The organism is Candidatus Pelagibacter sp. HIMB1542, assembly GCF_052047835.1.
GTDB lineage: Bacteria > Pseudomonadota > Alphaproteobacteria > Pelagibacterales > Pelagibacteraceae > Pelagibacter.
The window spans coordinates 240,346-254,860 of the sequence record NZ_JBNAJB010000002.1 but is presented as its reverse complement, the minus strand read 5'-3'; the positions used below and the strand labels follow the sequence as shown (position 1 = coordinate 254,860).

Here is a 14,515-nt window from a genome sequence, read left to right as displayed (position 1 = left end):
AGTATCAATATTTAATGTTCCTATCTATAAAAAATATTCCAAAAGTAAATTGGAGCTCAAACGAAAGTTTGAACTTCAAGCCAAAATTTTCAACATCATTTTTTTTAATTTTTGGTTTAACAATTTTTGGTTTGGGAGAAGGTTTGTTAATTTTATCAACAACTGGAAACTCACCCTGGTCGGTATTAGCTGAAGGAATTTCACTTAACTCCAATTTATCCATTGGAGCAGCAACTTTTTTTGTAAGTGTAGGAGTACTTTTTTTATGGATTTTTTTAAAACAAAAACCAGGTCTTGGAACAATATTTAATATCATCGTGATTGCTGCCATGATTGATTTTACTCTAAATTATTTTCAACCACCTTCATCTCTTTTTACAAAATACTTATTAGCAGTTCTTTCAGTAATTTTAGTAGGACTTGGTAGTGGTATTTATTTAGTTGCTAATCTTGGTCCAGGTCCACGCGATGGTTTAATGACAGGACTAACAAAAACAACAAATTTACCTATAGCCTTGGTAAGAGCTTTTTTAGAAGTAACAGTTGTAATTATTGGTTGGTATTTAGGGGGAACTGTTGGAGTAGGTACACTTATCTTTGCTTTTGGAATTGGACCTTGTGTAGCTTTAGGATTATTTTTAGTTGGAAAAATATTTAATTAAGCAGCTGCGCTAGTTTTCTCACTTTTTTTTCTTTCATGAGGATCAAGAATTGATTTTCTTAATCTACATGACTCGGGTGTAATTTCTAATGCTTCATCACTATTTAGCATACTTAGTTGTTCAGCTATTGACATTTTTCTAACAGGAGTAAGAACGACGTTTTCATCCGTTCCTTGTGTTCTCATATTTGTTAACTTTTTACCTTTCATGACATTTATTATCATGTCACCTGGTTTTGGTGACAATCCAACAATCATACCTGGATAAACAGGATCATTATGAGTAACAAACATTTCTCCTCTCGCTTGAAGGTTAAAGATTGCAAAAGCTACTGCTTTTCCTTGTTCCATTGCAATTAATGCGCCATTTCTTCTACCTTCCATTTCACCTTCAAAAGGACCGTAGTCATGGAAAATTCTATTAATTACACCTTCACCTTTAGTAAGAGTTAGAAATCTACTTGTGTATCCCATCAAACCTCTCGTAGGTGCGTGAAATATCAATCTTTTCTTATTTGTACCGGTATCTTTTAGTTCAATTAATTTACCTTTTCTTCTATTCATTGAGTCGATTACTTTTGAAGAGTGTTCTTCATCTAAATCCATAGTAATTTCTTCAATTGGCTCAAGTTTGTTTCCTTGATTATCAGTTTTATATAAAACTTTTGGTGGACTTACCGTCATTTCAAAACCTTCTCTTCTCATTTGAGTAAGAAGTATTTCCAACATTAATTCACCTCTTCCACTTACAACGAATGAATCTTTTCCATCATTTTCTGAAAAAGTAATTCCTACATTGTTTTGTGCTTCTTGAACTAATCTTTCTCTAATTTGAGTACTTGTAAGTTTTTTACCTTCTGTACCTGCTAATGGAGAAGTATTAACGGTTATTGTAATCGACATTGTTGGAGGATCAATCGGAGTCGCTGGTATAGGATCATTAACTTCCAAATTACAAATTGTATCAGCAACATTTGCTTTTTCTAATCCTGCTACAACGACAATATCTCCTGCTTCTCCAACATCAATTGGAACTTTTTTAGTTCCTTCATATCTAAAAATCTTTGTTAATTTTCCTTCATCAACTTTTTCACCATTTAAATTAATAGCTTTGATTGGTTGATTTGCTCTTGCTGTACCTTGTGTAATTCTACCTACTAGACTTCTACCTAAAAAACTGTCTGAATAAAGCAATGTAGATAGCATTGCAAAAGGTTTAGTCTTATCTAATTCAGCTGGTTTAACGTGCTCCACTATTAAGTCTAATAAAGGATTTAAATTTTTTCTTGGTCCATCTACCTCATTATCTGCCCACCCAGATCTTCCACTTGCATATAAAACAGGAAAATCTAATTGTTCTTCATTAGCATCTAAACTTACAAACAGATCAAAAGTTTCATCTAAGACCTCATTAGCTCTTTGATCTGCTTTATCCAACTTATTAATAACTACAATTGGTTTTAAACCTTGTTTTAATGCTTTCGATAAAACAAATTTTGTTTGAGGCATAACTCCTTCAGCAGAATCAATTAATAAAAGAGCTCCATCAGCCATGCTCAAAACTCTCTCAACTTCTGCTGCAAAATCTCTGTGGCCAGGTGTATCAATGATATTTATTCTTGAGTCATTCCAGTTTATCGATGCAGGTTTTGCAAGAATTGTAATTCCTCTTTCTTTTTCTAGTTCCCCAGAGTCCATTAATCTTTCATCAACAACTTCATTTTCTCTAAATGATCCACTTTGTTTCATTAAATTATCAATCAAAGTAGTTTTTCCATGGTCGACATGGGCTATGATTGTGATGTTTCTTATATTGTTGCTCATAAATTGTGGTTCTTATACATATTTAATTTGATATTAAAACTTAAAAAAACTCATGACTGGCTTGATTAATTTAAATAACTTGTGATTAATTAGGCTTTTTTTGTTTATCTTTTTTAAGTTTCCTTTTTTCTTTAAAACTTAATTTGGGTTTCTTTTTTACACTCGAATCCTTAAATGACTTTCCGCTGTATCTTTTTGACATAATTTAAATTCGCATAAAAAAAAGGCCATCATGTGATGGCCTTTTAAATTTTAGTTTTAGAGTAGTGGGATTACATATCCCCACATAGTACGCCAATACTTACTTATTTAAGAACTTCATTGAAAACTTCATTGAGAAAACCCTATAATTTAAAAGTAATTCAAAAGATGACTTCATTGAAGAGTTAAGTTACATTTAAAGTTCCCATAACAAATGTCTAAAATTATTCATCTTACGATATCTTTACTAATGATGACCGGAGTTGCACTTGGACAACATCAAAATGAACCATATGCATTTAATAAACATCACAAGTATAAAATAGATAAATCTGAAAATTATTATAAATTTGATTATGATTTACAAGAAAATGAATTGTCTAAAAGAGTTAAAGAGCAGATTGAAAAGAAAAAACCTAAAAAAACAGACTTTAGTCCTGACAATAAATATGGTCTAGTTAGTTATTTACTTTATGAAGATGGTAAAATCAAAATAGATCATAAGAGAAAAAGTAAATATAAAAAGGGTTATTATCCTTCACATTCTGTTGGTAAAAGTTTAGTAGGTCTCGTCACAGGTTATGCAGTCTGTGAAGGTTATATTAATCATACAGTTTTTGATAGAATAGATTACCCAACAGTTGCTGGCACTTTATATGAAAATCAAAGATTGATTGACTTACTTAATATGACCGCAGGTGATCAATTTTACCTTGGTGAAATGTGGGGAGGTTGGGATAGTAGAATGACGAAAGATAATCAAAGTATTAACACTATACCCATCAAATCCGTTATGAAAAGATATTTTAAAGACTCCAAACCAGCAAGAGATTTTGATGGTGATCTTCAATATAACTATAGCGCCATGACAACTAATGTTATTATTAATTATATAATTTACAAAACTGGAAATGATTGGGAAAAACTATTAGAAAAAGTTTTTACTGAAGATGCTAAAGTTAAAAACAAAGTTTATTTTCATAAAACTTTAAATGCAAAAGACGCAAATAGAAAAGGTGAATATGGCAGGTATTCATTTTATGCCCAAAGAGATGACTATTTAAGAATCGGTATAATGGTTATGAATCATTGGAATAACGATACTTGTGTCGGTGAATATCTAAAAACAATCTATGAAAATAGAGTTAAAAAAAATAGAGGTCACTATAGTTTAGAGTCTGCTTCTCAATATTCAGAAAGTTATGGTGGTCAGTTTCATTTTGATATTTTAAGATTGCAAGACAAAAAGATACTTGCGATGGATGGTTTTGGTGGGCAACAGTTAATTATTGATTTTGATAAAAAAAGAGTAATCGCTATTACTAGCGATGATAGACACTACGATTGGAAAAATATAGTACATGAGGTGCTAAAGAAATAAAAAAAAACCCCCGAAACTCTCGTTCCAGGGGTTCTAATTCTGTTTAGTGTATGTTTTTAGAGTGTTCTCTAAATGGAAACGTATTACATTCCCATTCCACCCATTCCACCCATGCCGCCCATACCACCAGGCATACCACCAGGCATTCCACCACCAGCAGCATCTTTTTCCTCAGGTTTGTCAGCAATCATCGCTTCTGTAGTTACTAATAATCCAGATATTGAAGCAGCATCTTGTAGAGCGGTTCTTACAACTTTAACAGGATCTATAATACCTTTAGCGAACATATCGCAATATTCTTCACTTTGTGCATCGTATCCATGTGTTTTTTTATTTTGCTCTAACAATTTACCAACAACTACTGAACCATCTACACCAGCATTTTTAGTAATTTGTCTAATTGGAGCTTCAAGTGCTTTTCTAACAAGTTCTACACCTGCTTTTTGATCATCACCTTTTGCTTTAACCTTATTAAGGTCTTGAGCAGCATAAAGTAATGCACAACCACCACCAGTTACAATACCTTCTTCAACTGCGGCTCTCGTTGCGTTCAAAGCATCTTCAACTCTATCTTTTCTTTCTTTAACTTCAACTTCAGTTGCACCACCAACTTTGATTACAGCAACTCCACCAGCTAGTTTTGCAAGTCTTTCTTGAAGTTTCTCTCTGTCATAGTCAGAAGTTGTTTCGTCAATTTGTTGTTTAATTGAAGCACATCTACCTTCGATATCAGATTTTTTACCACTTCCATTAACTATTGTGCTGTTATCTTTATCTACTTTAACTTTCTTACATGAACCTAGGTCATCAAGTTTAACATTCTCAAGCTTAATTCCTAAATCTTCAGAAATAACCTGACCTCCGGTTAAGATAGCAATATCTTCAAGCATTGCTTTTCTTCTATCACCAAAACCTGGTGCTTTTACAGCAACTACTTTTAGACCACCTCTTAATTTGTTTACAACTAAAGTTGCTAAAGCTTCACCTTCAACATCTTCTGAAATAATCATTAACGGTCTACCTGCTTGAACAACAGCTTCTAAAAGAGGAACCATTGGTTGTAGGTTTGTTAATTTTTTTTCATGTAAAAGAATGAAAGGGTTATCTAACTCAGTAGTCATTTTATCACTATTAGTAATAAAATATGGTGATAAATAACCTCTGTCGAATTGCATACCTTCAACAACGTCTAGTTCAGTTTCAATTCCTTTATTTTCTTCAACCGTGATAACACCTTCGTTCCCAACTTTTTGCATTGCTTTTGCAATCATTGTTCCGATTTCTTTATCACCATTTGCAGAAATAGTTCCAACTTGTGCAATTTCATCACTGTCTTTTACTTTTTTAGCTGATGCTACTAAGTTTTCTTTTACAACTTCAACCGCTGCATCAATTCCTCTTTTAACATCCATAGGATTCATGCCAGCAGTTACGTATTTCACACCTTCTCTAACAATCGCTTGTGCAAGAATAGTTGCAGTTGTTGTACCATCACCAGCTTCATCGTTTGTTTTGCTGGCAACTTCTTTAACCATCTGCGCACCCATGTTTTCAAACTTATCTTCAAGGTCAATTTCTTTAGCAACAGAAACACCATCTTTAGTAATCCTAGGTGCACCATAAGATTTATCCATTACAACGTTTCTTCCTTTAGGACCCAAAGTTACTTTAACAGTATCAGCTAAGATATTTACTCCTCTAATCATAGCTGCTCTTGCTTCAGCATCAAATTTAACAACTTTTGCCATTTTATTTTCTCCTTTAAATTAAATTACTTACTCGAAATACCCATAATGTCAGACTCTTTCATTATGCTATATTCTTTGCCATCTATTTTGACTTCAGTTCCTGACCATTTGCCAAATAAAACTTTATCTCCAACTTTAACATCCATTGGAATTGTTTTTCCATCTTCTGTTTTAGCTCCACCACCAACAGCAACAACTTTTCCTTCTTGAGGCTTTTCCTGAGCTGTATCTGGGATAATTATCCCACCAGCAGTTTTTTCACTGCTGTCTAAAACTTCTATTAATACTCTGTCATGTAACGGTTTAAACTTCATAAATCTCCTTTATAATTCTATATAAATATGAGCCTCATATAGATATTTCATAGCCTATTTCAAGATAAGAGAATCTTTTCAGAGTAATTATGCTAGGAAAATCTAAATATTATGGTTTATAGGTAAAATAATGACCAAAAATTTAGACTTAGATGGCCTTCAGTCAATTGCTGATAATTATGACCTTTTTTACATAGATTTATGGGGGGTCATTCATAATGGTGTCAAATTACATAACTCAGCAATAGCAACTCTAAATGAACTAAAGAAAAAAAATAAAAGTTTTGTTCTTTTAACCAATGCTCCAAGACCAAATACTACGGTAAATAAATTTTTAGAAAAAATGGGCATGAGCGAAGATTTGACAAAACATGTGTATACCTCGGGTGAAGCAGCTTTAAATTTTTTAAAAACATCTTTCAAATCTAAGAATTTTTTTCATATAGGTCCCCCTAGAGATTTTGATTTATTCAATGAATTTAAAAATAACAAATCAACTGAACTAAATGAAAGTGAATATTTACTTTGCACAGGTTTGTTCGATGACCATGAAGATGATTTAAGTTATTACAAAAACTTACTTGAAAATCATACAACAAAAAAAATGATTTGTACCAACCCTGACTTAATTGTTGATCGAGGAAATATTAGAGAATTGTGTGCAGGTTCAGTTGCTATGGTTTTTGAAAAAATGGGTGGAGAAGTAATTTATTTTGGCAAACCTCATGCTGAGGTTTATAATCAGTCTATAGACAATATTGGTAAGAAAGTTTTGGCAATTGGTGATAATTTAAATACAGATATAAAGGGTGCTAACTTATTAAATTACCATTCCTTGTTGGTTTGTAATGGAATTCATAAAGAAGAAATACAGAGCAAAGGAGTTACTGAAGTATCAAAGGAGTATGAAGCTATCGTTAATTTTACTCAAAGAGAATTAAAATGGTAAAGTTATATAAAAATTTCAATATTAATAATCACCACAAAAATTCAATTATATTAATTGGAAATTTTGATGGTCTTCATTTAGGACATCAAAAATTATTTAAATTAGCTCTATCATATAAAAAAAAATATAATTCAAAAATTGGTGTGATTAATTTTGATCCAATGCCCAAGATGTATTTTAACAATTCATTGAAGAATTTTAAAATTTCGTCTGTAAATCAAAAATTAGAATTACTTAAAGAATTAAAAGTAGATTTTATAATTACAAAAAAATTTGATAAAAATTTTTCCAAAATAAAATCAATTAAATTTATAAAAGAAATTTTATATAAAAAACTCAATTGTAAGTTTATATTTGTAAGTAATAATTTTAGATTTGGAAATAAAAGAGAAGGTGATGTTAAATTACTTATACAAAATGAAAAAAATTATAATTATAAAGTTATTAAACCAAAGCCACTTTTAAAAAGTAAAAAAATAGTATCTTCAACGATAATAAGAAACTTGCTGGAAAAAGGTAATTTAAAAAGAGCTAATAAATTTTTAGGAAGAGAGTGGACAATTGATGGAATAGTTCAAAGGGGAAGACAAATTGGAAAAAAAATTGGTTTTCCAACATGCAACATAGATATTAAGGATTATGTCTTAGCACAGCCAGGGGTTTATGCGGTAAGAGTATTAAGAAAAAAAAATCAAAAAAAATTGAGTGGAATAGCAAATCTTGGCTATAGACCTACATTTAATCAAAAAAAAATCTTACTTGAGGTTCATTTGTTTAATTTTTCTGGAAATCTTTATAATAAGCTTTTATCAGTGCAGTTTTTAAAGTTTATTAGAAAAGAAAAAAAATTTAAGAATGTTGATCAACTCAGAAAACAAATTAAATCTGATTTAAATATTGCAAAAAAAACTAAATGAGTAAATCTGATATAAATCTACCTAAAACGGCTTTCTCAATGAAGGCGAACTTGCCAACTAGAGAACCAGAAATTCTAAATTATTGGCAAAAAATAAACCTTTATGATGAATTGAGAAAATCAAGCAAAGGTAAAGAAAAATTTGTCTTACATGATGGCCCTCCATATGCAAATGGCAACATTCATATGGGGACAGCGTTAAATAAAATTTTAAAAGACATAATTGTTAAATTTCATCAAATGGATGGTAAAGACTCAATTTATGTACCTGGATGGGATTGTCATGGTTTGCCGATCGAATGGAAAATAGAAGAGGAATATAAAAAAAATAAGAAAAATAAAAATGATGTCCCCATAGTTGAGTTTAGAAAAGAATGTAGATCTTTTGCAGAAAAATGGATCGAAATTCATAAAGGTCAATTCAAAAGATTGGGTGTAGTTGGTGATTGGGAAAATTATTATTCTACAATGAGTTTTGATGCAGAGGCTCAAATAGTAAGAGAACTTGGAAAATTTTTAAAAGAAGGAAGTTTATACAGAGGATATAAACCAGTTTTATGGTCAACTGTTGAAAAAACTGCTCTTGCTGATGCAGAAGTAGAATACCAAGACCACAAGTCAGATACTATATATACATCATTTCCAGTAAGATCGTCTAAAATTAAAGAATTAGAAAAAAGTGAAATTATAATTTGGACTACTACACCATGGACAATTCCTGCTAATAAAGCATTAGCTTATAATGAGGCATTAGATTATGTTTTATTGCAAGTTAATGATGAAGGGGATTTTCAAAACAGAAAAATAGTTGTTGCACAAGCTTTACTTGAGTCGGTCATAAAAGAATGTGGAATTAAAAATTATAAAGAGATTAAAAATTTTAAGGGAAAAGAGTTTAAAGATACTATTTGTAATCATCCCTTTTTAAATTTAGGTTATGAAACTGAAATCCCAATGTTAGAAGCAAGATTTGTGACTACAGAGCAGGGTACAGGAATAGTTCATTGTGCACCAAGTCATGGACCTGATGATTTTAATTTATGTTTGAATAATGGAATAAAAGCAATAGAGACAGTTGATGGTGATGGGAAATATACAAATAATGTAAAATTATTTGAAGGTATTCATATTTTTAAAGCTAACCCAATAGTAATTGAAAAACTTAAAGAGCAAAAAAATTTATTGTCAAATGGTGAACTAGTTCATTCTTATCCTCATTCTTGGAGATCAAAAGCACCATTGGTTCATAGAGCAACACCTCAGTGGTTTATTTCTATGGAAAGTCATAAATTAAGAGACAAAGCTTTAAAAGCCATTGATGATACTACATTTTATCCAAGCAAAGGAAAAGAAAGATTAAAATCTATGATCGAAACTAGACCTGATTGGTGTGTTTCTAGACAAAGGGTATGGGGCGTGCCTCTACCTATATTTGTTAATAAAGAAACTAAAGAAATTTTAGTTGATGATGAAGTTAATGAAAATATTGCATCAATTTATGAAAAAGAGGGATCTGATTGTTGGTTTTCAGACGATCCGCAAAGATTTTTAGGAGACAAGTACAAAGCCCAAGATTATGATAAACTAAGTGATATCGTAGAAGTTTGGTTTGATAGTGGCTCAACTCATTCATTTGTATTGGAGAAAAGAAATGATCTCAAGTGGCCAGCATCAATGTATTTAGAAGGTTCAGATCAACATAGAGGGTGGTTTCATTCATCATTATTAGAATCATGTGGAACAAGAGGTAGAGCTCCTTTTGACTCAATTTTATCTCACGGTTTCGTTGTAGATGGAAAAGGTTTAAAAATGTCTAAATCATTAGGAAATGTCATTGCTCCAGAAGATATTTTAAAAAAATATGGAGCAGATATTTTAAGAATTTGGGTAGCATCATCAAATTATTCGGAGGATTTAAGAATAGATTATTCAATTTTAGATCAACACGCAGATTCATATAGGAAGATTAGAAATACATTTAGATATTTATTAGGAAATCTAAATGACAATTTTGAGATAATTGATCTTGAAAAAATAGAATTAAATAATTTACCTGATTTAGAGCAGTACATGCTACATAAATTGTATTCTTTAAATAATAATTTCAAAAAATATTTTGAGAATTATGATTTTCACAATTTGTATAAAGAACTATTAAATTTTTGTACTGTAGATTTGTCAGCTTTTTATTTTGATATAAGAAAAGACACTTTATACTGTGACTCTTTAGATGACCCCAAACGAAAATCAACTATTTTATTGTTGAATATAATTTTAAACTCTTTACTTAAATGGTTTGCTCCAATTTTGTCTTTCACAACTGAAGAAATTTATCAATTATTATTTAAAAACCAAAAAAGTATTCATTTAGAAAACTTTTTAACTTTTCCAAAAAGTTTTCATAATGAAAAATTAAATCAGAAATGGATTGAGTTAATTAAAATTAGAAATTTATGCAATGTAAGTATAGAGGAAAAAAGAGCAGCCAAAGTAATAGGATCAAGTTTAGAAGCTGAGATTAAAATTCATTTAGATCAAAATTTAGAAAGTATCACAAAAGATATTGATTTTTCCGAGCTTTGTATAACTTCTAAAGCTGAAGTTAATTATGAAAATAACATTGACGCAAATGTTATTACAGAAAAAGTGAAAGGAGCGAAATGCTCGATGTGTTGGAAAATAAATGAAAAAGGATGTGCTAGATCTAATTGTCCTCAAAATTCTTAATGTCTTTAAATAAAATATTTAAAAATTATTATTTAGAAACTATTTTAATTTTAATTATTTTTTTTTTAGACAGAATATCAAAACTATTTGTAATTCATCAGGATAAACTTAATTTTAATTCTGAAATATACTCATCAAAATTTTTGAACATTCATCTAATTTGGAACGAAGGAATAGCTTTCGGACTATTTTCATTTAATGAAAATTATTTATACAATGGTCTAACTTTTTTAATATTTTTAGTGATTATCTTTATTATTTTTATGATAAGAAAAAGTGATCCATTAAGAAAATATGCACTATTATTAGTGCTTGGTGGCGCTTTGGGAAATTTTTTTGACAGGATAATTTATAAAGCTGTACCAGATTTTATAGATTTTCATGTAGGAAATTTTCATTGGTTTATTTTTAATGTTTCAGATATATTTATAACAATTGGAATTGTATCTATGATTGTCATTGAATGTATTGATAAAACAGAAAAAAAAAATAATGAAAAATTTTAACCAACTATCTATTTTAGGCATAATTCTAATTGTTTTATATGGGTGTAGCAATGTTAAAGAAGGTTTTCAAAATCAAAAAAAAAATAGTAGTGATGAGTTTTTAGTAGAAAAAAAATCTCCTCTTGTTCTTCCTCCAGAATTTAATGAATTACCTATTCCAAATGAAAATCAAATTAATAATAAAAATTTAGAAGAAAATGACATAAAAAATTTAATTAAAGGAAATATTGAAGATACTACTCAAGAGACAACAAACACTGATTTAGAAGGTTCTATTTTGAGCAAAATTGAAAATAGATAATGTTCACAAAAAGTATCCAATTAAAACTTTTTAGGAAAAACAAGTTAAACAAAAACTTAAAAAAAAAATTAACACATATTCTTAATGAAGATAATTTTGTAATTAAATCGTTAAAAAAAGAGTATAGGAATAATTATAATAAAAAGACAATTTCTAAATTTAAAAATTTTGATTATTGCAGGGTTATAGGAATGGGAGGTTCTTCATTAGGGACACAAGCTATCTATGATTTTTTAGAACATAAAATTAAAAAAAAATTTGAATTTTTAGACAACTTAAAACCATATATAAAAAAAAATCAAAAAAAAAAGTGTTTAAATTTAATAATATCTAAATCTGGTAACACTACAGAAACAGTTGTTAATACAAATATTTTTGTAAAAAAAGAAAATAAGAATATCTTTATTACAGAAAATAAAAAAAATTATCTTCATATTTTAGCTGAGAAACTTAAATCAGAAATAATTCATCACAATAATTTTATAGGAGGAAGATACTCTGTCTTATCAGAAGTAGGAATGTTACCAGCAGAATTGATGGGTCTAGACTCTGGTAAATTTAAACAATTAAACAATTTAATAAAAAATAAAAATTATTTAAATTCCTTAATCAAAAATGTTGATCAAATCTTATACTTTGTAAAAAGAAAAAAATTTAATTCTGTAATCATAAATTATGATGAAAAATCTACAAATCTATTTAACTGGTACCAACAATTAGTTGCCGAAAGTTTAGGTAAAAAAGGTATAGGTATTCTTCCTATTGTTTCAAATATGCCTAAAGATAATCATAGTGTTATGCAATTATATTTAGATGGTTGTAAGAATAATTTTTTTACTTTTTTTTATGTTAAAGAAAAAAATTCTCTAAAAATAAATAATAGCCAAATTTTAAAAATGCAGAGTTATTTAAAAAATAAAGATATTGATCATATTATTTACGCTCAAAAACAAGCTACTGAGAATGTTTTTAAAAGTAAGAAAATACCTTTTAGGAGTTTTGAGATTTTGAAAAGAGATGAAAAAACCTTAGGTGAGCTTTTTACTTTTTTTATTTTCGAAACAATCTTGTTGGGAAGATCTCTTAAAATCAATCCTTTTGACCAACCTGCGGTAGAGTTAATTAAAACCGAAACAAAGAAAATATTAGCTTAAATAAATTTTCCAAAAATTATTTTAGAAATTCCATATTTTTTTTCTTCGATGATTTTGAATTTTTCAGGGAAACTATCTTTCTCTTTTTTATGTCTATGAATAATTATTATTCCACCTGGTTTAAGAGTTTTAAATTTATAAAGATTATTCAAAATATCATTAATTTCTTTTTCTTTGTAAGGAGGATCTAAAAAAATAATATCAAATTTTTCTTTTGTTTCTAAAAAATCACAATCAATGAAAATATTTTTTTCAATAATTGAGTAGTTGTTTACTTTTTTTAAATTTGATAAATTTTTTTTTAGGATAGGTAATATTCCTTTATAATTTTCTACAAAGTTCACATGTTTTGCTTTTCTAGATAAACATTCTAAACCAAAAGATCCTGTTCCAGAAAATAAATCTAAGACATAAGATTTTTCCAGATTGATTGAAAACTTATTTGAATGATTAATAATATTAAAAATAGATTCCTTTGTTAAATCTTTTAAAGGTCTCGTTTCTTTATCTTTGGGTTCAAGGATTTTTTTTCCTTTAAAAGTGCCACTAATAATTCTCATTTATCAATGACTTTGTATCCAATATCTTTTCTAAAAAAACCATCTTTCCAATTTAACTTTTCCAAGTTTTTATAGATATTTTTTTTTGCTTCACTGTAAGTTTTAGAAATTGAAATAAAATTTAATACTCTTCCTCCTACTGCATAAATTTTATTATCCTGTTTTTTTGTTCCCGCATGAAACAAATAATTATTTTCACCTAAATTTAATTGCTCCAAATTATTTATAATTATATTTTTTTTATATTTATCGGGATAGCCATTTGAGCATAATACAACACACAAGCTTTTCTTATTTATCCATTTTATTTCTATTTCATTAAGCTTTTCATTAATACATGATTGAAAAATTTGGATGATATCAGTTTCCAAAGTTGGAAGAATTGTTTGACACTCAGGATCACCCATTCTTACATTGTATTCTATTAAATATGGTTCATTACCAACTATCATTAATCCAGCATATAAAAATCCTTTATACTTTGTTCCCAAATCATTTATACCTTTTAAGGTTGGCTTAATAATTCTATCTTTTATTTTTTGCTCTAGTTCTTTATTAAAAAGTCTTGATGGTGAGTATGCACCCATTCCTCCTGTATTTTTACCTTCATCACCTTCTCCAACTCTTTTATGATCTTGAGCGGAGCCAAAATATTTAAATGTTTTTCCATCACTAACGATAAAATAGCTCATTTCTTCACCTTCTAAAAATTCTTCAAATAGAATATTTTTTGCAACTCCAAACTTACCGTCAAATATTTCTTTTACTGCCGTATAAGACTCTTTTTTGTCTCTACAAATATAGACACCTTTTCCAGCTGCTAAATTATCTGCTTTAATTACCAATGGGTGTTTTGCATTATCAATATACCTATTAGAATCATCAACATTTTCAAAAATACCAAATTCTGCAGTTGGTATTTTATATTTTTTACAAAGTTTTTTTGTGAAAATTTTTGAACCCTCTAATTGTGAAGCGATCTTATTTGGACCAAAAACTTTTATATTTAGTTTTTCCAGATAGTCTACAATGCCATTTACAAGTGGATCTTCAGGACCAATAATTACAAGATCAACATTGTTATTTTTTAAAAATTCATAAACAGTTTTAAAATTATTTGTATCTAGAGAAATATTTTCAGCTAGTTCAGATGTTCCTGCGTTACCTGGTATACAATAAATTTTTTCAACTATGTTTGATTTAGATATTGAAAACGTTAAAGCATGCTCTCTTCCACCACTACCTAAAATTGCAATTTTCATATAACTATTTA

At 28.9% G+C, this 14,515-nt stretch carries 13 protein-coding genes; 8 read left to right on the top strand and 5 right to left on the bottom strand.

Annotation, left to right across the window (positions count from 1 at the left end):
• Positions 1-14: 14 nt before the first annotated feature.
• Complete coding sequence (yczE, locus tag ACTTBI_RS05610) at positions 15-662, top strand: membrane protein YczE (protein WP_440653069.1); 648 nt, start codon at positions 15-17, stop codon at positions 660-662.
• Here yczE and typA read toward each other — a convergent pair.
• Complete coding sequence (gene typA, locus ACTTBI_RS05605) at positions 659-2,485, bottom strand: translational GTPase TypA (RefSeq protein ID WP_440653068.1); 1,827 nt, start codon at positions 2,483-2,485, stop codon at positions 659-661. The two genes, yczE and typA, sit on opposite strands and share 4 nt — an antisense overlap.
• Positions 2,486-2,900: 415 nt before the next feature.
• Here typA and ACTTBI_RS05600 point away from each other — a divergent pair, with 415 nt between their 5' ends.
• Positions 2,901-4,067 (top strand): hypothetical protein, encoded by a 1,167-nt coding sequence (locus tag ACTTBI_RS05600; RefSeq protein ID WP_440653067.1) that lies wholly within the window; start codon positions 2,901-2,903, stop codon positions 4,065-4,067.
• Positions 4,068-4,150: 83 nt separating this feature from the next.
• Here the strand turns inward: ACTTBI_RS05600 and groL are convergent, their stop codons facing one another.
• Together groL and groES are read right to left on the bottom strand one after the other, a co-directional pair.
• Positions 4,151-5,815 (bottom strand): chaperonin GroEL, encoded by a 1,665-nt coding sequence (gene groL / locus ACTTBI_RS05595; protein ID WP_075506444.1) that lies wholly within the window; start codon positions 5,813-5,815, stop codon positions 4,151-4,153.
• Positions 5,816-5,838: 23 nt separating this feature from the next.
• Entirely contained in the window at positions 5,839-6,129 is a 291-nt protein-coding gene (groES, locus tag ACTTBI_RS05590) for a co-chaperone GroES (protein WP_075506443.1), read from the bottom strand.
• A 130-nt stretch (positions 6,130-6,259) separates the two neighbouring features.
• On the opposite strand from groES, the gene ACTTBI_RS05585 reads away from it, so the two are divergent.
• From ACTTBI_RS05585 to ACTTBI_RS05560, 6 genes are read left to right on the top strand one after another with little or no spacing between them, the layout of a single operon-like run.
• Positions 6,260-7,078: a TIGR01459 family HAD-type hydrolase gene (locus tag ACTTBI_RS05585; protein ID WP_440653066.1), complete on the top strand. Its 819-nt coding sequence runs from the start codon at positions 6,260-6,262 to the stop codon at positions 7,076-7,078.
• On the top strand, positions 7,072-7,995 hold the full coding sequence (locus ACTTBI_RS05580; protein ID WP_440653065.1) for a bifunctional riboflavin kinase/FAD synthetase: 924 nt from the start codon (positions 7,072-7,074) through the stop codon (positions 7,993-7,995). Before ACTTBI_RS05585 ends, ACTTBI_RS05580 begins: the two co-directional genes overlap by 7 nt.
• Positions 7,992-10,721, top strand: a complete 2,730-nt coding sequence (gene ileS, locus ACTTBI_RS05575) for an isoleucine--tRNA ligase (RefSeq protein ID WP_440653063.1) — start codon at positions 7,992-7,994, stop codon at positions 10,719-10,721. Before ACTTBI_RS05580 ends, ileS begins: the two co-directional genes overlap by 4 nt.
• On the top strand, positions 10,721-11,227 hold the full coding sequence (gene lspA, locus ACTTBI_RS05570; protein WP_440653061.1) for a signal peptidase II: 507 nt from the start codon (positions 10,721-10,723) through the stop codon (positions 11,225-11,227). Before ileS ends, lspA begins: the two co-directional genes overlap by 1 nt.
• Positions 11,214-11,528, top strand: a complete 315-nt coding sequence (locus tag ACTTBI_RS05565) for a DUF3035 domain-containing protein (RefSeq protein WP_440653059.1) — start codon at positions 11,214-11,216, stop codon at positions 11,526-11,528. Before lspA ends, ACTTBI_RS05565 begins: the two co-directional genes overlap by 14 nt.
• On the top strand, positions 11,528-12,682 hold the full coding sequence (locus ACTTBI_RS05560; protein ID WP_440653057.1) for a glucose-6-phosphate isomerase: 1,155 nt from the start codon (positions 11,528-11,530) through the stop codon (positions 12,680-12,682). The genes ACTTBI_RS05565 and ACTTBI_RS05560 overlap by 1 nt, the downstream gene beginning before the upstream one ends.
• Here the strand turns inward: ACTTBI_RS05560 and rsmD are convergent.
• Positions 12,679-13,242 (bottom strand): 16S rRNA (guanine(966)-N(2))-methyltransferase RsmD, encoded by a 564-nt coding sequence (gene rsmD / locus ACTTBI_RS05555; RefSeq protein WP_440653056.1) that lies wholly within the window; start codon positions 13,240-13,242, stop codon positions 12,679-12,681. The genes ACTTBI_RS05560 and rsmD overlap by 4 nt on opposite strands.
• A complete protein-coding gene (gene purD / locus ACTTBI_RS05550; RefSeq protein ID WP_440653054.1) occupies positions 13,239-14,504 on the bottom strand; it encodes a phosphoribosylamine--glycine ligase in 1,266 nt (421 codons plus the stop codon). The genes rsmD and purD overlap by 4 nt, the downstream gene beginning before the upstream one ends.
• Positions 14,505-14,515 lie beyond the last annotated feature (11 nt).